This is a genomic window from Ureibacillus thermophilus, assembly GCF_004331915.1.
In the GTDB taxonomy this organism is placed as follows: domain Bacteria; phylum Bacillota; class Bacilli; order Bacillales_A; family Planococcaceae; genus Ureibacillus; species Ureibacillus thermophilus.
In genome coordinates, this window is record NZ_CP036528.1 from 1,375,635 (window position 1) to 1,396,629 (window position 20,995).

A 20,995-nucleotide genomic window follows, 5' to 3' on the forward strand; every position below is an offset into this window, starting at 1 on the left:
AATCAAGAATGGATAACAATATTTTTAATGAACGCATCAATGAGTTGGTTGAACAGGCAGAGAAGCCGCAGAAACGAAAGAAAAAAGAAAAGCCTAATGTGAAAGAATCCATTTATTCTTTCACATTGGATGAATTAAAAGAATGGCTGAAAGAACAGGGGGAAAAACCGTTCCGCGCTGCACAAATTTATGACTGGCTTTACAATAAGCGGGTCAAAACCTTCGAGGAAATGACCAATTTACCAAAGCCGCTTCGAGAAAAATTAAAGGAGCAATTTGTATTCACAACCCTTTCAACTATTGTGAAGCAAGAATCAAAGGACGGAACGATTAAATTCCTATTCCAATTGCAAGACAACTATTCGATAGAAACTGTCTTAATGCGCCATGATTATGGCAATTCCGTCTGCGTCACAACGCAAGTAGGATGCAGAATCGGCTGTACCTTCTGCGCTTCTACATTGGGCGGTTTAAAAAGACATTTGTTGCCTGGAGAGATCGTTGAGCAAGTAGTTAAAGTGCAGCAAGCGCTGGATGAAGAGGGAGAAAGGGTCTCCCATGTAGTGGTCATGGGAATTGGTGAACCATTCGACAATTATGATGCACTGATGAAATTTTTAACGGTAATCAACCATGAAAAGGGATTAAATATTGGAGCGCGCCATATTACAGTTTCGACTTCCGGCATCATTCCAAAAATCTATCAATTTGCCGATGAAGGGCTTCAAATTAATTTCGCCTTATCTTTACATGCGCCAAACCAAGAATTGCGTGAACGTTTGATGCCGATTGCCCGAGCTTATAAATTGGACAAATTGCTCGAAGCCATTCGTTACTATACGAAAAAAACGGGCAGGCGTGTAACTTTTGAATACGGATTATTCGGCGGTGTGAACGATACGGTGGAACATGCGGAAGAATTGGCGAAGCTTATCAAAGACATTAAATGCCATGTCAACTTAATTCCAGTCAACTATGTGCCGGAGCGGAACTATGTACGGACACCGAGAAATCAAATTTTTGCTTTTGAAAAAGCGTTGAAAAAGAATGGCATCAATGTAACCATTCGAAGAGAACATGGTTCAGACATTGATGCTGCATGTGGACAGTTGCGGGCGAAAGAGAGAGTTCACGAGACGAGGTGACCATTGTGAAATTTACTGTGGAAAGTGATGTTGGGAGAAAAAGAGTAATCAATGAAGACAGGGCTGCTTTTTTAGAGCGCCCTGATTCATTGAAAATGGCATTGCTCGCCGATGGAATGGGCGGCCACAATGCTGGCGATGTCGCAAGCGAAATGGCCATTCAAGAGATGACCAATTATTTTTTACAAGTTGAATTTCAAAATCCAAGCGTCGAAGAAAAGCGGAAATGGATGGAAGAATCCATCGCCAATATCAATAAAAAAATTTACGAATATTCACTGGAAAACGAACGCTGCAAAGGTATGGGAACGACATTTATTGCCGTGTTAATCGATAAAAACCATTGTTTAATCGGCCATATTGGCGACAGCCGAGTATACCACTTTACTTCTAATAGCGTCGACTTAATTACAAGGGACCACTCATATGTCAATATACTGGTCGACAACGGAGAAATCAGTGAAGAAGAGGCCCAAAACCATCCACAGAAAAATTTTATCGTTAAAGCTTTAGGTACGGAACCGACCATTGAGCCGGATTTTTATGAAGTAACCTTAAAAGAATATTCTTATTTGCTCATTTGTTCAGATGGTTTAAGCAATAAAATTTCGACAGACGAGATGGCGGCGATTATTACTTATCCGATGCCAATAGCAGAAAAAGGACGGAAACTTGTACAATTAGCAAATGACAGCGGTGGAGAAGACAATATATCTTTAATCCTTTTGATGATGACCGAAGAGGAGGTGTAAAGGGTGCTTGAAGGACAACGCATAAATGATCGCTACAAAGTCATTAGACTCATTGGCGGCGGCGGCATGAGCAATGTATATTTAGCCCATGATATGATTTTAAATCGGGATGTAGCAATTAAAGTATTGCGCTATGATTCCACAAATGAAGAAGAAAGCATGCGCCGTTTTCATCGGGAAGCTTTATCTGCGACAAGTTTAATGCATCCAAATATCGTCAGCATTTATGACGTTGGCGAAGACGGGGATATGCATTATATTGTCATGGAGTATGTGAAAGGAAAAACGCTGAAGCAGTACATAAAAGAAAATGCGCCACTTTCCCCTGCTCGAAGCGTTCAAATTATGAAACAATTAACGAGCGCCATCAGCCATGCCCATGAAAATCAAATTATACATCGTGACATCAAGCCGCAAAATATCCTGATGGACGAAAATGGAAATGTTAAAATTACAGACTTTGGAATCGCCACTTCTCTTGCTGCGACCAGTTATACTAAAACGAATTCCGTTATGGGGACCGTCCACTATTTGTCGCCGGAACAAGCCCGCGGAGGTGTGGCGACAAAAAAATCCGATATTTATTCGTTGGGAATTGTATTGTATGAGCTATTGACCGGAGAAGTGCCTTTTTCCGGGGAATCTCCCGTATCGATTGCATTGAAGCATCTTCAAGCGGAAACGCCTTCTGTGCGCGATTTTGACGCCTCTATTCCGCAAAGTCTAGAAAATGTTATTTTAAAGGCGACCGCCAAAAACCCTGATCACCGATATGCTTCTGTTGATGAAATGGCAGCGGACTTAGAAACGGTGTTGTCTCCTGCCCGGAGAAATGAACCGAAATTCCGTCCGCCGGTAGATAACGAAGAAACGAAAGCCATTCCAATTATTAAAGAATCTTTGCCAATCGATGATATGGTGAAAACAAAAGAAATTAAAGCTGCGACTCCGAAAAAAGAGAAAATTGTAAAAGACGGAAAAGAAGAAGTGAAAAAGAAAAAACAAAAGAAAAATCGAAAAAAACTATGGACGATCATCGGGGCAGCGGCACTTTTGCTGATTCTCGGCATCATTGTGTTCATTAATTTAATTTTGCCGGATAAAGTAGAAATTCCTGATGTTTCTAATATGGAAGTGGAAGAAGCAACGGAAGTTTTGGAAAAAGCCGGATTTGAAGTTGGCGAAATAAGGGAAAAGAATTCCGATGAAGTAGAAGAAGGCCATGTCATTGAAACGGATCCAAAAGCCGGATTGACAAGAGCTAAAGGTTCTAAAATTGATATCATTGTCTCCATTGGCAATGAAGAAATGGAAATGAAAGATTATGTAGGGAAACAGCTAAATCAAGTATTGTCCATTATCAGCGATGAATTTAAAGATGTGAAAGTGATCGAGGAATATTCCAATCAAACGGAAGGCACCATCCTCAGCCAAGATCCTTCACCGGGCGAGAAAGTAGTGCCGGAAGAAACAGTTGTTACATTAACCGTAAGCAAAGGAAAACAAATTGGCACAGTAGTTGATTTAACAGGCTACAACCAATCAGCCATGAGGGAATATGAAAAAAGTTCAGGATATAAAATTAAAATCGTTGAAGAAGTATATTCGGATGATATTCCAGCGGGCAGCGTAGTTTCGCAAAATCCGAAACCAAACACTAAATTGGAAGTAGGAGAATCGATAAACGTCGTTATTTCAAAAGGTCCAAAGAAAAAACAAGAAAAATTATACGTTAAAGATATCGTCATTCCATATGATCACGCATTGATGGGCCAAGAACAACGAGTTAAAATTTTTATACAAGATAAATCGAATACAATGGTCAAACCATTCGATGAATTCACGATTACAGAAGATACCACTTACCGCATTCAATTAACAATTGAGGAAGGTTCTACAGCGGCATACCGAATTGAAAAAGATTCAGTGGTTATCGAAGAAGAAACTATACCATTCGACAAAATAAATTAAGGAGGAATTGGATGCCTAATGGGCAAATACGCAAGGCATTAAGCGGATATTACTATGTATACGATGAAGGAAAATTATTGCAATGCCGAGGACGAGGGGTTTTCCGGAAAAGAGGGGAACAGCCTCTCGTCGGCGACTTTGTTGAATATGCCAAAGAAAACGAAGGATCTGATGGGGTCATAACAAAAATTTATCCGCGAAAAAACGCTTTAATCCGTCCGCCCATTGCCAATGTGGACCAAGCTATACTCGTTTTTTCAGTAAAAGAGCCGGATTTTAATTTAATTTTATTGGATCGGTTTTTAGTTGTTTTGGAATCTCACCGAATAACACCGATCATATGCTTAACAAAAATGGATTTGCTTTCTGAAAATGAAAAAGATGATATCCAAGCGTATATTCAAATCTATCAAGAAATTGGATATGAAGTGATAGAGACGTACAAAAATGATCCAACCCTGCTTGCAAAACTGGAACCTTTTTTAAAGGAAAAAACAACCGTATTGGCTGGACAATCCGGCGTTGGAAAATCCACTTTATTAAATACATTGATTCCTCAGTTGAATCTGAAAACAGGGGAAATATCCCAATCTCTTGGAAGAGGGAAGCATACAACAAGGCACGTGGAATTAATCGAAGTGGCAGGGGGACTTGTTGCAGATACGCCAGGATTTAGCTCCTTTGACTTTGAGCATATCGAAAAAGAGGACTTGACCGCTTGTTTTCCGGAGTTTGAACGGAAAAAAGACGAATGCAAATTCCGCGGATGCCTTCATTTGAAAGAACCTCAATGCGCCGTAAAGGCAGGAGTGGAATCTGGCGAGATTCAATCATTCCGTTATGAACATTATTTAGATTTTATGCAAGAAATCATTGATCGAAAGCCGAGGTACTAATCATGATTAAAATTGCTCCATCTATTTTATCAGCGAATTTTGCAAAATTAGGGGAAGAAGTAAAGGAAGTGGAAGCTGCAGGTGCAGACCTGATCCATATTGATGTGATGGACGGGCATTTTGTTCCGAATATTACGATGGGTCCTATTGTGGTGGAAGCATTGAGACCTGTCACAAACCTTCCTTTAGATGTACATTTAATGATTGAAAATCCTGATCAATATATTGAAGCCTTTGCAAAAGCAGGAGCGGACTGGATTTCTGTCCATGTGGAAGCTTGTCCTCATTTGCACCGTACGATACAGTTAATCCGCTCCTTTGGTGTGAAACCAGGAGTTGTATTAAATCCACACACGCCGATTGAAATGATTCAACACGTGTTGGAAGATGTTGATTTTGTTTTGTTAATGACAGTGAACCCTGGTTTTGGAGGACAAAAATTCATTGAAAATGTTGTTCCAAAAATTGAAGCATTATCCAATTTAATAAAAGAAAAAGGGTTAAACGTAGAAATCGAAGTGGACGGAGGCATTACGAAAGAAACGATTGTCCCTTGCGCCAAAGCGGGAGCGACCATCTTCGTAGCCGGTTCAGCCATTTACAATAAAGAGGATCGAAAAGCTGCATTGCAAGCAATTAAAACGAGTGGTGAGGCTGCAATTTGAAAATGGATAAAATCTTAATTTGCGCCGGCGGTCCAAAATTGGAGCTATGCTCTTTTGACAGGTTCCGAAAAGAATCGAATATCTATTATATAGGAGCGGACCGCGGCACTCTTTATTTACTTGAAGAAGGAATTGTTCCCCATGAAGCGGTAGGGGATTTTGATTCGTTGACAGAACAAGAATGGGAAGAGATTAATAGGAAAGTAAAAAAAATTGATCGACATCGTGCGGAAAAGGATGAAACCGACACGGATTTGGCGCTTTTTAAAGCCATTTCCTATAACCCGAAAGAAATTTTCATAACAGGGGTTACCGGTGGACGCTTAGATCACTTTGAAGCGGCTGTCCGTTCCCTTTATCAGATGAAATCACAATATCCCCATATTGAACATAAAATTATTAACAGACATAATGAAATCAGCATTTTGCTTCCAGGAAAGCATATTATCAGAAGAGATGAAAATTATCGGTATCTTTCATTTTTTTCTTTTCAACAAGCGGTGGAAAACGTAACGTTGCGCGGTGTGAAATATGAAACAACAAGGGAAAGAATTGAAGTGGGTTCAAGCCGATTTACGAGCAATGAGCTAGTGGATGAACAAGGGTATATCTCCTTTTCTTCGGGCATATGTTTAATGATAAGAAGCAGTGACTTATAAAGGAGGTTTCATCGTGCGAGTTTATACTTTCCAATTGCCAAAGTTTTTAAGCAATCTTACCCGTTCTTGCATTAATTTATTTTCAAGCGGCAATAAAAAGAAAAAGAAGAAAGAATAATTTCTTCTTGAATGGAAATTTGTTTGGCATTATTGTGATATTTCTTTCATGCTATAACACGCCACCCGGTTGAATGGGTGGTTTTTTTTTGCAATAAAAAAGTGTAAATAAAGTTAGCATAACCGACTTTATTTACACTTTTATATGTGTTTGATTATACACGTTCTACTTTACCAGATTTTAAAGCGCGAGTAGAAACCCAAACACGTTTTGGTTTACCATCAACTAAGATACGTACTTTTTGTAGGTTTGGTTTCCAAGTACGTTTGTTAGCGTTCATTGCGTGAGAACGTTTATTACCTGTACGAGTTTTACGCCCAGTAACTACGCATTTTTTTGGCATCAATATTCCCTCCTCAAAGATGAATCTGAAATTATTCCTCAATACGAGTATTCACATACCATAATAATGTAACATAGACATTTCATCAATGCAACTCTTTTAAAGAAGGTTTCAAGAAAAAATCCTTTACAGTGATATATAAACGGCAAAAAGGTAAATTTATTAAATCATCGATTCAAAAACCTCCAAAATAGTGATGAACTAGACGAGTTGCAACGTTATCTTTTATAATCAAATTTTGTGTAGTACAATTAATTTAGTTAAAATGAGCCAAGGGGGCAGTATCATGTCAATCGAAATTCGAAACGATTACGGCCAAATTGATATTTCCAATGACGTTATCGCTCAAATTGCCGGTGGAGCGGCAACGGAATGCTACGGTGTTGTCGGAATGGCGAGCAAACATCAAATCCGTGATGGTTTAACAGACATATTAAAAAAAGAGAATTTTGCAAAAGGCGTCATCGTTCGCCAAGAAGGGGAAAATCTCCACATCGATATGTATATTATCGTTAGCTATGGCACAAAAATTTCTGAAGTCGCATATCAAGTCCAATCTAAAGTAAAATATACCATCAACAAAACATTAGGTTTGAACGTGAAATCCGTGAATATTTTTGTTCAAGGCGTTCGAGTAATGAACGGTGAATAGAGGAGGATATTAATCAACATGAAGTTATTAGATGGAACAAAATTTGCAGAGATGGTCCAAATGGGATCGCACCATCTAACTCAAAATGCAGATTTTGTAGATTCATTAAACGTATTTCCTGTACCGGATGGCGATACAGGGACCAATATGAATTTATCAATGATTTCCGGTGCAAAAGAAACTGCAGCAAATGCTCAAAAACATATCGGCAAAACAGCTCAAAGCTTGGCAAAAGGATTATTGATGGGAGCCCGTGGAAATTCAGGGGTGATTTTATCCCAATTATTCCGTGGTTTCGGAAAATATTTGGAAAAAGAAAGCGAAATTAATGCAAAACAATTCGCACAAGCCTTTCAAGCTGGAGTGGACACGGCCTACAAAGCGGTAATGAAGCCTGTGGAAGGAACCATTTTAACTGTTGCCCGTGAAGCAGCTGCAAAAGGTATGCAAGTGGCAGAGCATGAAGAAAATATTGTGAAAGTAATGGAAGCGATTGTAGAAGAAGCGAAAAACTCCTTGCAGCGCACGCCTGATTTGCTCCCTGTGTTAAAAGAAGTAGGCGTTGTGGACAGCGGCGGTCAAGGACTTGTCATCATCTATGAAGGTTTTTTAGCATCCCTTAAAGGGGAAGCGCTGCCACAAAAATCAAAAGTCGATAGTCTTGAAGAATTGGTGAATGCAGAACACCATCGGGCCCAAGAATATATGAGCACAGAAGATATCGTGTTCGGTTATTGTACAGAAATCATGGTCCGTTTCGAATCTGGGAAAGAGCCTTTTGATGAATCGAAGTTCCGGGAAGATTTGAGCAAGTTAGGAGATTCTTTGCTCGTTGTTTCAGATGATGAAATTGTAAAAGTACATATTCATACTGAAACACCTGGAATCGTGTTAAATGAAGGGCAAAAATATGGCAGCTTAATCAAAATAAAAGTGGATAATATGCGTGAACAGCATTCAGCCATTGTAAACGCTGAAAAAACGGAAAACCAAATTAAAGAAAAACATCCTTACGCGGTTGTGACCGTAGCAATGGGTGAAGGAATCAGCGAAATGCTGAAGAGCATAGGAGCTTCTTATGTGATTGAGGGCGGCCAAACGATGAATCCTTCCACAGAAGATATTGTAAAAGCAGTTAAAGAAATAGGCGCAGAAAAGGTTTTAATTTTGCCTAACAATAAAAATATTGTCATGGCAGCTGAACAAGCGGTGGAACTTTTGGATATTGAAGCGGCAGTAGTGCCGACAAAAACAATTCCACAAGGGATGGCAGCAATTCTTGCATTCAATCCTGAAGCATCCATTGAGGAAAATAAAGAAGCCATGACCGAAGCAATGGCAGCGGTAAAAACAGGACAAATTACCTTCGCTGTAAGAGATACAACGATTGATGGCGTGGAAATCCATAAAGATGATTATATGGCGCTTGCCGACGGAAAAATCGTTGCTTCTACAACCAATATGTTAGATGCAGCTCGGCAATTGCTGACGGAGCTTATTGATGAGGAATCGGAAATTGTGACAATGATTTATGGCGAAGATGTATCGGAAGAAGAAGTCAACGAAATGGTCCAATTCATCGAGGAGCAATATCCGGATATAGAATTGGATCTCGTGGATGGAAAACAAGCTCTATATCCTTTCATCTTCTCAGTGGAATAAAAAGCGTCTCTTGTTGGGACGTTTTTTTATTTTAGCTCATTGTTTTGATACAAAATGCCAGTTCATGGTACACTGAATTCATACAAATCTAGTAAAGATTTGCTGCAATCATCATTGGAGCGTGAAAAGGCTTTGGGACAAATTGAATTTGAACCCGTTACAAATATTAAAGGTGTGGGAGCAGAAACAGCGGAAACATTGAAAGAGCTGGGCATTCATCACGTGCAGGATTTGCTCATGTATTTCCCATTTCGTTATGAAGATTTCAGATTAAAAGATATAGTGGAAACGCCCCATAATGAACAAGTCACCATCGAAGCAAGAGTGGAGAGTGTGCCCGTTGTCTTTTTTATGGGCAAAAACAAATCAAGACTTCAAGTGAGTGTGCTTACTGGCCGACATATTGTAAAAGTCGTTTTCTTTAATCAGCATTATTTGAAGGAACGGTTAACGCCAGGGACAATCATTACCGTTTCTGGAAAATGGAATCGGGCACGACAAACGATTACTGCTTCAAGCGTCAAATTTGGACCAAAAGAGCAATCCCAAGATTTTGAACCGGTGTATCGGCTAAAGGGCAATTTGCATCAGAACCGTTTTCGCAAATTTATGCGGCAAGCCCTTGATCTGGCCAAAGGAGAGCTTCCAGAAAATCTCCCAAGGGAAATAAGGGAACGATATAAATTATTATCGATTGACGAAGCCCTTGAAGGCATTCATTTTCCAAAAGATGCAAACCATTTAAAACAGGCTAGAAGGCGCTTTGTATATGAAGAATTATTAATGTTCCAACTGCGCATCCAAGCATTGCGGAAAACAAGGAAAGAAAATGAAAAAGGCATAGCCATTCAATATGACTTAAAAAAATTGAAAGAATTTATCGGTCAAATTCCTTTTGAATTGACGAATGCCCAAAAACGGGTCGTCAATGAAATTTGCCGAGATTTAAAATCCCCCTATCGCATGAATCGCCTTCTGCAAGGGGATGTGGGCTCTGGAAAAACGATTGTTGCTGCCATTGCCCTTTATGCTTGTGTGACGGCGGGATACCAAGGGGCTTTAATGGCGCCGACGGAAATTTTAGCGGAGCAGCATTTTGCATCCCTTGAAAGCCTTTTCCAACCGGCAGGGGTGAACATTGCGCTGCTTACCGGCTCTACAAAGACAAAAGAACGAAAACAAATTTTAGAGCGGTTGGAAAAGGGAGAAATTCAAGTGATTATCGGCACTCACGCCCTCATTCAGCCGGATGTTGTGTTCCATCAATTAGGCTTTGTCATTACTGATGAACAGCACCGTTTTGGGGTGGAACAGCGCAGAATATTGCGGGATAAAGGAATGCATCCGGATGTGCTCTTTATGACGGCAACACCGATTCCAAGAACATTAGCCATCACAACTTTTGGTGAAATGGATGTGTCCGTCATTGATGAATTGCCGGCAGGACGCAAACAAATTGAAACCCATTGGCTGAAAAAGGAACAGTTCCATGCTTGTCTAGCGAAGATGGAAACAGAGCTGAAAAAAGGCCGTCAAGCATATGTTATTTGCCCTTTAATTGAGGAATCGGAGAAAATCGATGTGCAAAATGCGGTGGAAGTGTATGAACAGCTAAGAGGGATGTTTCAAGGCCGATTTGAAGTAGGTCTCATGCATGGGCGCCTTCCTTCTGAGGAAAAAGATCAAGTGATGCGGGCATTTAAGGATGGAAAAATTCATGTGCTTGTTTCTACAACGGTTGTAGAAGTGGGCGTGAACGTACCAAATGCCAGCTTCATGTTAATTTATGATGCAGACCGGTTTGGCCTTGCCCAGCTCCATCAGCTGCGGGGGCGCGTTGGACGTGGTGACTATCAATCTTATTGCGTGCTTTTGGCCAATCCGAAATCGGAAGAAGGAATCGAACGGATGAAAAGCATGACGGAACTTGCAGACGGCTTCCGGTTGGCTGAAAAGGATTTGGAACTTCGGGGTCCGGGGGATTTCTTCGGAAAACGGCAAAGCGGATTACCTGAGTTTAAACTTGCAGATTTAGTCCATGATTACCGCGTGTTGGAAGTGGCGCGGGATGATGCGGCCAAACTTGTTTATGACGAAAAATTTTGGCGGGATGAAGAGTACAAGTATTTGCGTAAAATGTTGGAAGAATCAGGCGCATTAAGTGGAGAAAGAATAGATTAAGTTTGGGAGAACGTAACAATTCGCTGTTGCGTTCTTTTTTATGGAAATGTATACTGGTGTTAGTACCAAGTGCTAAATCGATTAGGAGTAAGAAGTAGGTGGCGAATGTTGAAAAGAAAATCAAAGAAAGAGCGGCAACAGTTACTTTTAGAAACGATTGAGGAAAATCCATTCGTCACGGATGAACAACTAGCTGCAAAATTTGGTGTGAGCGTTCAAACGATTCGCCTCGATCGGATGGAACTTTCGATTCCGGAACTAAGAGAACGAATTAAAGATGTCGCTGAAAGAAATCTTGAAAATGAAGTAAAATCATTGCCGATAGATGAAGTTATTGGCGAAATCATTGATATCGAATTAGATAAACGGGCTATATCCATTTTTGATGTGAAAGAAGAACATGTTTTTCAACGAAATGGCATCGCCCGCGGGCACCATCTATTTGCCCAAGCCAACTCCCTTTGCGTCGCTGTAATCGATGACGAACTTGCGTTAACGGTTCGGGCCAATGTGGTATTTATAAAATCTGTTCGTGCAGGAGACCGCGTTGTGACAAAAGCCATTGTCCGCGAAACAAATAAAGAAAAAAATCGGACGTATGTGGATGTCATTTCTACAGTCAATAATGAAATTGTGTTTAAAGGTGAATTTGAAATGTATCGCACGAAAGGTGTAGGTGAAAAAAATGAAAATCGCAATTGATGGCATGGGAGGAGATCATGCTCCCAAAGCCATTATAGAAGGTGTCAATGAAGCATTAAAGGATTTTTCGAACATCGAAATTCAACTTTATGGCAAAAAAGAAGAGTTAGAGAAATATATTATACAAAGTGAACGATTAGAAATCATTCATTGTGAAGAAGTCATTACAGGGGATGATGAACCGGTACGCTCCATCCGCCGGAAAAAAGATTCATCCATGACCCGCATGTTGGAAGCCGTTTCAGAAGGAAAAGCAGATGCTTGTATTTCTGCGGGCAACACAGGCGCCTATATGTCGGGCGGATTATTTAAAGTAGGCCGCATTGAAGGGGTGTTGAGACCTGCCCTTGCTACAACGCTTCCGACAATTGACGGCAAAGGATTTCTTATGCTAGATTTAGGCGCCAATGCGGAAGCAAAACCAGAAAATCTTGTTCAATATGCCATTATGGGTAATATTTATGCCAAAAATGTGCGAGGCATTGAGAATCCACGGGTCGGTTTGTTGAATATCGGAACGGAAGAACATAAAGGAAATGAACTGACAAAAGCAGTGTATGAAATACTGCAGCAGGCGGATTTGAATTTTATCGGCAATGTGGAAGCCCGCGATTTACTAGACGGTGTTGCGGATGTGGTTGTAACAGATGGCTTTACTGGAAATATGGTGTTAAAGTCCATTGAAGGAACAGCAGGTGCTTTAATGAAAATGATGAAAGAAGTGTTTATGACCTCTACAAAAGGAAAAATCGGCGCACTGCTTGTGAAAAATGAATTAAAATCATTAAAAAATAAATTGGACTATTCTGAGCACGGAGGCGCATTGCTTTTCGGTTTGCAGGCACCCGTTGTCAAAGCCCACGGTTCATCCGACTCAAGAGCCATTTATAATACAATTCGCCAAGCTGCTTCAATGGTTGAGTCAGACATAGTCAATGTAATGAAAAAGGCCATTTTAGAAAGCCAGAAAGATCATGAGTAAAGGAGACGGCAAATGTCAAAAATAGCGTTTATATTTCCGGGACAAGGCTCCCAAAAAGTAGGCATGGGGGCGGAACTAGTAGCAAACGATGAAGCTTGCAAAGCATTTTATGATCGTGCAGATGAGGCATTGAATTTTAAACTATCTAACTATATGTTGGAAGGGCCTCAAGAGGAATTAACGTTGACTTATCATGCCCAACCGGCGCTTCTTACAACCGGCGTGATGATTGCATCCAAATTAATGAAAGCCGGAATTACGCCGGATTATACAGCAGGACATTCATTAGGGGAATATGGTTCCTTTGTGATTGCAGAATCTCTTTCTTTCGAAGATGCGGTAAAAATCGTTCATAAACGAGGCCTTTATATGAATGAAGCGGTGCCAGCAGGACAAGGCGCCATGGCAGCCATTCTAGGAATGGAAGAAGAGCCATTAAAAGAAGTCTGCGCTGAAATTACCCAAGGCGGAGATTTAGTTCAACTCGCCAATTTAAATTGTCCTGGCCAAATCGTGATTTCCGGAACAAAGGCAGGTGTGGAAAAGGCATCTCAACTTGCGAAGGAAAGAGGGGCAAAAAGAGCTATTCCTCTTGATGTAAGCGGTCCTTTCCATTGCGAGTTGATGAAGCCCGCCGCTGTTCAATTAGAAAAGGAAATTGAACAAGTGGCCATCTCCCAGCCAAAAATACCGGTGATCAGCAATGTTCAGGCGGAAATTTTGGAAGATGTGGAATCCATCAAAAAGGAAATGGTGGAGCAAGTTTATAGCCCAGTGCAATGGGAAAGAGATGTCCGCAAAATGCTGGAATTGGGCGTGACGACATTTATCGAATGTGGCCCAGGAAAAGTGCTATCAGGACTTGTGCGCAAAATCGACCGTTCAGCTAAAACATATTGCGTATACGATGAAGCAACTTTCGAGGAAGTTGTGAAGGAATTAAAGGGGTGAAAAAATGGGAAAATTAGAAGGGAAAACGGCAGTGGTGACAGGAGCTTCCAGGGGAATCGGACGTGCCATTGCCCTTGAACTCGCGAAAGAAGGAGCCAATGTTGTTGTCAATTACAGCGGCAGCAAAGAAAAAGCAGAAGAAGTAGTGGAAGAAATTTTAAAAATGGGTAAAAAAGCCATTGCTGTTCAAGCAAATGTTGCGGATAATGATTCCGTACAAAACTTAATGAAAACAACATTGGATGAGTTTGGCTCCATCGACATTCTTGTAAATAATGCTGGCATTACCCGAGATAATTTGTTGATGCGCATGAAGGAAGATGAATGGGATGACGTCATTCAAACCAATTTAAAAGGCGTGTTTCTTTGCACAAAAGCGGTTACTCGCCAAATGATGAAACAACGTTCCGGCCGCATCATCAATATTGCTTCGGTTGTCGGCGTGACAGGCAATGCAGGACAAGCCAATTACACAGCTGCAAAAGCAGGGGTTATTGGGTTTACGAAAACGACTGCGAGAGAATTAGCATCAAGAAATATTTTAGTGAATGCGGTTGCGCCGGGATTTATTACAACGGAAATGACCGATGCGCTGCCAGAAGAAGTGAAAAACACGATGCTATCCCAAATTCCGCTATCTAAATTCGGCAAGCCAGAGCATGTGGCAAAAGCGGTTGTGTTTTTAGCCTCTGATGATGCTGAATATATTACTGGTCAAGTCCTTCATGTAGATGGCGGCATTGCGATGTAATTCCCAATGATTCCATTATACTGGTTTGACAATAGAATCACTCTTTGAAGTGAAATCACTTTTATGTATACTATTGAAGGGAGGTGACCTAAATGAGCACAGTATTAGAACGTGTAACAAAAGTAATCGTTGACCGCCTTGGCGTTGACGAAAGCGAAGTAACAGAACAAGCATCTTTCCGTGAAGATTTAGGTGCTGATTCATTAGACGTTGTTGAATTAGTAATGGAATTAGAAGATGAATTCGATATGGAAATCTCTGATGAAGATGCAGAAAAAATCGTTACTGTTGGAGATGCAGTTAAGTATATTGAAAGTAAATTAAACTAATTGTAAAGAGGCACATCCCGCACGTTTGTGGCAGATGGGTGCCTCTTTTCATTGCTTTTAGTTTCTTTTAAAAATTCTAAATCCCTAAGACATTTGGGTTATAATAAAAATAATGCATTTGGAAGGAATAAAACCTTTTTCAAGTGAATCTTTTATTCGATGTGAAGATATGTGGATAAATCTTTTGTCCTCATATCTTTACGGCTTCGAATATTATAACGACTAAACAGATAGGAAGGCAGATTATTCATGACAAACAGAAAAAAAGGTAACCACCAAAAAAATGGAGTATATCCTGACCAAGTAAAACAACAATTTGAAGAGCTTGAAGAGCAATTAAATATCTCTTTTAAAAATAAAAATTTATTGTACCAAGCTTTCACCCATTCATCCTATGTGAATGAGCATCGGAAAAAGCATTTTACGGATAATGAACGTCTTGAATTTTTAGGAGACGCCGTACTGGAACTCTCCATTTCAAAATATCTTTTTGACCGTTATCCGCATATGAGCGAAGGCGAATTGACGAAGCTTCGGGCAGCCATTGTTTGTGAACCTTCCCTCGTCATTTTCGCCAATGAATTAAATTTTGGAAAATATGTACTGCTTGGAAAAGGGGAAGAACTGACAGGAGGAAGAGAACGGCCAGCTCTTCTTGCCGATGTATTTGAATCATATATCGGCGCCCTTTACCTAGACCAAGGAATGGAAAAAGTCTTTCAATTTTTAGAAAGGGTTGTGTTCCCGAAAGTCGAAGTCGGTGCTTTTTCGCATGTGATGGATTTCAAAAGCCAACTTCAAGAATTGGTGCAGCAATCCAATACCGGTGTATTGCATTATGAAATTATCGATGAAAGAGGACCGGCGCACAATCGGACATTCGTTTCCCGGGTGTTATTAAACGACCAGGAACTTGGCATTGGCCGCGGCAAATCAAAAAAAGAAGCGGAACAACAAGCTGCGCAAAATGCGATGGTCGCTTTAAATCAGTCCCTACACAAGGAGGAATAGCATGTTCCTTAAACGATTAGAAGTAGTTGGCTTTAAATCATTTGCAGACCGCATCGGCATCGATTTTGTACCGGGAGTCACTGCCGTTGTCGGCCCAAATGGAAGCGGTAAAAGTAATGTGACGGACGCGATTCGGTGGGTTTTAGGCGAGCAGTCGGCAAAAAGTTTGCGCGGTTCTAAAATGGAAGATGTCATTTTTGCAGGAAGCGCCTCCCGAAAACCGTTGAACTTTGCGGAAGTAACGCTGATTTTAGACAATGAAGATGCAAAAGTAGACATTCCGTATTCTGAAATCAGTGTCACAAGAAGAGTGTACCGTTCAGGGGAAAGTGAATATTTACTAAATAATCAGCAATGTCGTTTAAAGGACATTACTGATTTATTTATGGATTCCGGATTGGGAAAAGAAGCGTTTTCCATCATTTCCCAAGGTCGCGTTGATGAAATATTAAATAGCAAACCGGACGATCGTCGGGTCATATTTGAAGAAGCGGCTGGAATATTAAAATATAAGCTGCGCAAGAAAAAGGCGGAGAAAAAATTACTGGAAACCGATGATAATTTGCATCGAGTATTGGACATACTGCATGAATTGGATAGCCGTCTGGAGCCGCTAAAAATCCAAAGCTCCGTGGCCAAAGACTATCTGCGCATGACGGAAGAATTGAGGGAATTAGACATTTCTCTCATCGTTCATGACTTAAAGCAATATTATGAAGAGTTGTCCACGGTCAACATAGAGCATGAACAGCTGGAGCAGCAAGAATTGCAGAAATCATCGGAAATTGCTGACCTGCAGGCGACAGTTGATGAGTTGAGAACGAAAATCCAACACATTGATTCGTCCATCGATGCCATGCAGGAACGGTTAGTTGAAGTAAGCGCCGAGGTGGAGCGTTGGGAAGGACGCAAAGCCCTCATGCAAGAAAAACGATCCAATGCGGAAAAGCAATTTCAACAATTGGAACTTTCATTAAAACAGGCGCAGGAAGAGGAACAAGAACTGGCAAATCAAGAAGAACAAAATAAACAATTATTTGCTCAGAAAAAATATGCGATTCAGCAATTAAAAGCAGAAATCAAGCAGCTTGACTTGTCCCTCAACACATCTATCTCTCAGCTTGAACAACAAATTGAAGAACAGAAAAATCTTTACATCGATTTATTAAATGAAGAAGCAACGGCGAAAAACGAGCTTAAACATATTGAACAACAATTAGCGCAATACGAAGAAACGGAAGAGCGCATCAATGACCGTTCTGAAGAAATGTTGAGAAAATTAAATGAAGTTTCTCGTCTAAAAAACGAAATGGCAGAGAAGCTGGATAGCATCAAAAAGAAATTAAGTGAAATATTAGAGCAATATGAAAAACTGCAACGCCAATTAAAAGCAGCTTCTTCTTCCTATGAAGAAAAACAGCAGATGCTCTATAAAGCATATCAACATCAACAACAATTGAAATCCCGAAAAGATGCCCTTGAAGAGTTAGAAGCGGACTTTTCCGGATTTTCTTATGGAGTCAAGGAAATCTTGCTTGCAAGGGAACGGGGAGAATTGATAGGAATTGAAGGGGCCGTTGCAGAACTTTTAAAGGTGGATGGAAAATATTCCAAAGCCATTGAAATTGCTTTAGGTGCAGCAACACAGCATATCGTGACAAAAACGGAGCAGGATGCCCAAAAGGCGATCGGCTGGCTGAAAGCAAAAAAAGCCGGCCGCGCTACCTTCCTGCCAAAAAACGTCATGAAATCTCGGAAACTATCTCCTTCTCAAATTGGACAAGCGTTGAATCATCCTGCCTTTGTACGTCTTGCCCATGAATTAGTAGAATTTGATGAACAAAACCGCAATATTGTGGAATACTTGCTCGGGAATGTTCTTGTTGCCGAGCATCTTGAGGGAGCAAGCCAAATCGCAAAATTATGCGATTATAAATACAGAGTCGTAACTTTGGATGGAGATGTCGTCAATGCAGGCGGATCGCTTACAGGCGGCTCTATGAAACAACAAAACTCTTTGTTTACTAGAAAGGCGGAATTGGAGCAATTAAAAGTTCAACTCGTTCAAATGGAACAATCTATTTCACAGGCTGAAAAAGTGCTAAGAAAGGAAAAAGAAGCATTCACTCATCTGCAGCAACAAGCGGAAACATTGAAGCAGCAAAGTGAACAATTCCGTCAAGAAGAAATAGAGTTGCATTCCAAATATGTTGAGTTAGAATTGGAAGAGAAAAACTTAAAGAACACTGTAAGCCTTGCTTCCTCTGAAAAAAATACAGCTTCTACTAGAAGGGAAGCCTTGTTAAAACAAAAAGAGCAAATGGAAGAACGGCTTCATCAATTAAATCTTGAGTTGCAGAAAGTAAACGAAACAGTGGAGAAACTGTCGAAAGCAAAAGTTCAGAGCGAAACGAAAAAAGATTTGCTTCGCGAAGAATCAGCGAAAAAACGTTCAGAACTTGCGGTTTTAGAAGAACAGTTAAATCAACTGCAAATTCAAACGGCGGAAATCGCATTAAAACGTTCAAAACTTCTTCAGCAAATCGACACTATTTCCCAAGAAATGAACTGGATTCAAAACGAGCGGGAAAACGAGATGACGGAAGAAGAAATTGAACAAGCGATTGCCGAATGTGCAGAAAAGCGCGCCCAATATTCGACCACGATTAAAGAAAACCGCAAGCTGCGTGAAGATTATCAACAGCAGCTCTCTCAATTAGATGAACAATTAAAAGAAATGCAGAGAATCCATAAAGGCTTTTTGGAACAATTGCGTTCGATGGATGTTAAGAAAAGCCGAATCGAATTTGAAATTAACAGGCTAAACAATTTATTGGATGAACAGTACGAAATTGATTTTGAAGAAGCGAAAGATGAAGCGATTGAATTGGAAGATGTGGAACGCATCCGCAAAAAAGTGAAGTTATTGAAACTTTCCATTGAAGAACTGGGACCTGTCAATTTAACGGCAATTGAAGAATATGAACGGGTATTAGAGCGGCATACCTTTTTAACAGAACAGCGCAATGATTTAATTGAAGCCCAAAAAACCTTAAATGAAACGATTAAAGAAATGGACGAAGAAATGGCTACTCGATTTAAGGAGACCTTTGAGAACATCCAGCAGCAATTCCGGGAAGTGTTCCGTGAACTGTTTGGCGGCGGCCATGCAGATTTAATCTTATTGGAGCCTGAAAATTTATTAGAAACAGGCATTGAAATTGTCGCTCAACCTCCAGGGAAAAAGCTGCAAAATCTAAACTTGCTTTCTGGCGGCGAACGGGCATTAACGGCGATTGCTCTATTATTTGCCATTTTAAATGCCCGCCCTGTGCCATTTGCCATTTTGGACGAAGTGGAAGCGGCGCTGGATGAAGCAAATGTCGAACGATATAGCCGATATTTAAAGAAATTAAGCCGACATACGCAATTTATTGTCATCACCCATCGAAAAGGGACGATGGAAGGAGCCGATGTATTGTATGGCATTACAATGCAGGAATCGGGCGTGTCGAAACTTGTTTCAGTGAAATTGGAAGATGAAGTAGTACTTGTAGGACAAAGGAGCGAAGAAACATGAGCTTTTTTAAACGATTAAAGGAAAAATTAACGGGTAAAACATCAGAAGAACAAATTCAACAGGAAACGATTGAAGAAACAACGGAAGAAAAGGAAGAGGTTGAACAACCGATTGCTGATGTAGCAGCTGAACCTGAACAAGAACATCCATTAGCACAAGCAGAACAGGTTGAAGAAACTGTAGAGGAAGAAACGAAAGCTGTTGAAGAAGAACAAGCAGAAAAAGAAAAGAAACCATCCGCTTGGTCCATTACGCAAAAATTTAAAATGGGTCTTGCCAAAACTCGCGATACATTCACTTCCAAAGTGAACGATTTAATTGCCCGCTATCGAAAAGTGGATGAGGAGTTCTTTGAAGAGTTGGAAGAGATATTGCTGCAAGCCGATGTGGGATTTGAAACTGTCATGGAGTTGATGGATGAACTCCGCTTTGAAGTGCAGCGAAAAAATATGAATGATACAGAAGGCATTTATGAAATCATTTGCGAAAAATTAGTGGAAATCTACGAAAAAGGCGAAGAAGGTATTTCCGAATTGAATTTGCAACCGGAAGGCGAATTGACAGTCATTTTATTTGTCGGAGTAAACGGCGTAGGAAAAACGACAACTATCGGAAAACTTGCCCACCGTTTGAAAAACCAAGGGAAAAAGGTGATGCTTGCTGCCGGTGATACGTTCCGTGCCGGCGCCATTGAACAGCTTCAAATCTGGGGCGAACGGGTAGGCTGCGAGGTTATTAAACAATCAGAAGGCTCCGACCCGGCTGCGGTGATTTATGATGCCATTAACGCTGCGAAAAAGCGTGGTGTAGACGTGCTGATTTGCGATACAGCAGGACGCTTGCAAAATAAAGTGAACTTAATGAAAGAGCTGGAAAAAATTCATCGTGTGATATCCCGCGAAATTCCGAATGCGCCGCATGAAGTATTGCTTGCACTTGATGCAACGACAGGCCAAAATGCCCTCATCCAGGCGCAAACTTTTAAAGAAGCTACCAACGTGACAGGGATTGTATTAACAAAACTAGACGGTACAGCAAAAGGAGGCATTGTGTTAGCCATTCGAAACAAACTCAATATTCCGGTGAAATTCGTAGGGCTTGGCGAAAAAATCGACGACTTGCAGCCATTTGATCCAGAACGCTACGTTTACGGCCTATTTGCTGATTCATTAGATAAAGAATTGAGTAAAGAGGAATAATAAGTAAAACATACTTAGATTAGTAGTACAAACCAAGGCCAAGGTTTGTGCTGCTATTTTTTTTATAGTAGAAGTGAAGAAAAGTCGACCAGCCTCAGGGATTTTTAGAAGGTGAAATCAATCATACACGAAGAGATTTTGAACAACATAAGCGAATAGTAGATATTACATCACTTGATGACCAAGCACCAGACATTGTATTTGAAGCAACAGGTGTTTATTCAAAACCGATGGAAGCATTTTTAAAAGATTACGGTTATGCATATTATCCCCTTGAAGCGAACTGACAAATGGCGAAGATGCGTCGACATAAAACCGATATAACCGATGCTCATGAATTCGCCAAAACACAGCACTCGCCCCGTCACTCCAATCAATTTTTTACAAAAACCCTTTCAGCTGCTTTTGGTTATGTTCCAGCATCTTTCGTTTTAAGAAATAACAAT

At 40.5% G+C, this 20,995-nt stretch carries 19 protein-coding genes; 18 read left to right on the forward strand and 1 reads right to left on the reverse strand.

Going from position 1 to position 20,995, the window contains the following annotated elements; translation table 11 throughout:
* The first annotated feature begins 8 nt into the window (after nucleotides 1-8).
* From rlmN to spoVM, 7 genes are read left to right on the forward strand one after another with little or no spacing between them, the layout of a single operon-like run.
* On the forward strand, nucleotides 9-1,145 hold the full coding sequence (gene rlmN, locus DKZ56_RS06785; RefSeq protein ID WP_208651974.1) for a dual-specificity RNA methyltransferase RlmN: 1,137 nt from the start codon (nucleotides 9-11) through the stop codon (nucleotides 1,143-1,145).
* 5 nt (nucleotides 1,146-1,150) lie between these two features.
* A complete protein-coding gene (locus DKZ56_RS06790; protein WP_208651975.1) occupies nucleotides 1,151-1,897 on the forward strand; it encodes a Stp1/IreP family PP2C-type Ser/Thr phosphatase in 747 nt (248 codons plus the stop codon).
* Nucleotides 1,898-1,900: 3 nt separating this feature from the next.
* Complete coding sequence (gene pknB / locus DKZ56_RS06795; protein ID WP_208651976.1) at nucleotides 1,901-3,868, forward strand: Stk1 family PASTA domain-containing Ser/Thr kinase; 1,968 nt, start codon at nucleotides 1,901-1,903, stop codon at nucleotides 3,866-3,868.
* Between the two features lie 11 nt (nucleotides 3,869-3,879).
* Entirely contained in the window at nucleotides 3,880-4,764 is an 885-nt protein-coding gene (rsgA, locus tag DKZ56_RS06800; RefSeq protein WP_208651977.1) for a ribosome small subunit-dependent GTPase A, read from the forward strand.
* Between the two features lie 2 nt (nucleotides 4,765-4,766).
* On the forward strand, nucleotides 4,767-5,429 hold the full coding sequence (gene rpe / locus DKZ56_RS06805) for a ribulose-phosphate 3-epimerase (protein ID WP_208651978.1): 663 nt from the start codon (nucleotides 4,767-4,769) through the stop codon (nucleotides 5,427-5,429).
* 2 nt (nucleotides 5,430-5,431) lie between these two features.
* On the forward strand, nucleotides 5,432-6,088 hold the full coding sequence (locus DKZ56_RS06810; RefSeq protein ID WP_208652190.1) for a thiamine diphosphokinase: 657 nt from the start codon (nucleotides 5,432-5,434) through the stop codon (nucleotides 6,086-6,088).
* Nucleotides 6,089-6,101: 13 nt separating this feature from the next.
* A complete protein-coding gene (spoVM, locus tag DKZ56_RS06815; protein ID WP_208651979.1) occupies nucleotides 6,102-6,206 on the forward strand; it encodes a stage V sporulation protein SpoVM in 105 nt (34 codons plus the stop codon).
* 154 nt (nucleotides 6,207-6,360) lie between these two features.
* Here the strand turns inward: spoVM and rpmB are convergent, their stop codons facing one another.
* Complete coding sequence (gene rpmB / locus DKZ56_RS06820) at nucleotides 6,361-6,549, reverse strand: 50S ribosomal protein L28 (RefSeq protein WP_096550629.1); 189 nt, start codon at nucleotides 6,547-6,549, stop codon at nucleotides 6,361-6,363.
* Between the two features lie 286 nt (nucleotides 6,550-6,835).
* Between rpmB and DKZ56_RS06825 the strand changes: the two genes are divergently transcribed.
* The 11 genes from DKZ56_RS06825 (at nucleotide 6,836) to ftsY (ending at nucleotide 20,549) form a co-directional block, all read left to right on the forward strand.
* A complete protein-coding gene (locus DKZ56_RS06825; RefSeq protein ID WP_208651980.1) occupies nucleotides 6,836-7,201 on the forward strand; it encodes an Asp23/Gls24 family envelope stress response protein in 366 nt (121 codons plus the stop codon).
* Nucleotides 7,202-7,219: 18 nt separating this feature from the next.
* Nucleotides 7,220-8,863 carry a DAK2 domain-containing protein gene (locus DKZ56_RS06830; protein WP_208651981.1) on the forward strand — a complete coding sequence of 548 codons (1,644 nt, stop codon included), beginning with the start codon at nucleotides 7,220-7,222 and terminating at the stop codon, nucleotides 8,861-8,863.
* 141 nt (nucleotides 8,864-9,004) lie between these two features.
* The gene (gene recG / locus DKZ56_RS06835) at nucleotides 9,005-11,044 is read left to right on the forward strand and encodes an ATP-dependent DNA helicase RecG (protein ID WP_245989643.1); all 2,040 of its coding nucleotides are present in this window, start codon (nucleotides 9,005-9,007) and stop codon (nucleotides 11,042-11,044) included.
* A gap of 108 nt (nucleotides 11,045-11,152) precedes the next feature.
* A complete protein-coding gene (fapR, locus tag DKZ56_RS06840) occupies nucleotides 11,153-11,746 on the forward strand; it encodes a transcription factor FapR (protein WP_425471042.1) in 594 nt (197 codons plus the stop codon).
* Nucleotides 11,730-12,728, forward strand: coding sequence for a phosphate acyltransferase PlsX (plsX, locus tag DKZ56_RS06845; RefSeq protein ID WP_208651984.1), 999 nt, complete (start codon nucleotides 11,730-11,732; stop codon nucleotides 12,726-12,728). Before fapR ends, plsX begins: the two co-directional genes overlap by 17 nt.
* A gap of 12 nt (nucleotides 12,729-12,740) precedes the next feature.
* Nucleotides 12,741-13,679 carry an ACP S-malonyltransferase gene (gene fabD / locus DKZ56_RS06850; protein ID WP_208651985.1) on the forward strand — a complete coding sequence of 313 codons (939 nt, stop codon included), beginning with the start codon at nucleotides 12,741-12,743 and terminating at the stop codon, nucleotides 13,677-13,679.
* A gap of 4 nt (nucleotides 13,680-13,683) precedes the next feature.
* Nucleotides 13,684-14,430: a 3-oxoacyl-[acyl-carrier-protein] reductase gene (gene fabG, locus DKZ56_RS06855; RefSeq protein WP_208651986.1), complete on the forward strand. Its 747-nt coding sequence runs from the start codon at nucleotides 13,684-13,686 to the stop codon at nucleotides 14,428-14,430.
* 92 nt (nucleotides 14,431-14,522) lie between these two features.
* Nucleotides 14,523-14,759: an acyl carrier protein gene (locus tag DKZ56_RS06860; protein WP_208651987.1), complete on the forward strand. Its 237-nt coding sequence runs from the start codon at nucleotides 14,523-14,525 to the stop codon at nucleotides 14,757-14,759.
* A 249-nt stretch (nucleotides 14,760-15,008) separates the two neighbouring features.
* On the forward strand, nucleotides 15,009-15,770 hold the full coding sequence (rnc, locus tag DKZ56_RS06865; RefSeq protein ID WP_208651988.1) for a ribonuclease III: 762 nt from the start codon (nucleotides 15,009-15,011) through the stop codon (nucleotides 15,768-15,770).
* Nucleotide 15,771: 1 nt separating this feature from the next.
* Nucleotides 15,772-19,350: a chromosome segregation protein SMC gene (smc, locus tag DKZ56_RS06870; protein ID WP_208651989.1), complete on the forward strand. Its 3,579-nt coding sequence runs from the start codon at nucleotides 15,772-15,774 to the stop codon at nucleotides 19,348-19,350.
* On the forward strand, nucleotides 19,347-20,549 hold the full coding sequence (ftsY, locus tag DKZ56_RS06875; RefSeq protein ID WP_208651990.1) for a signal recognition particle-docking protein FtsY: 1,203 nt from the start codon (nucleotides 19,347-19,349) through the stop codon (nucleotides 20,547-20,549). Before smc ends, ftsY begins: the two co-directional genes overlap by 4 nt.
* The last annotated feature ends 446 nt before the right edge of the window (nucleotides 20,550-20,995 follow it).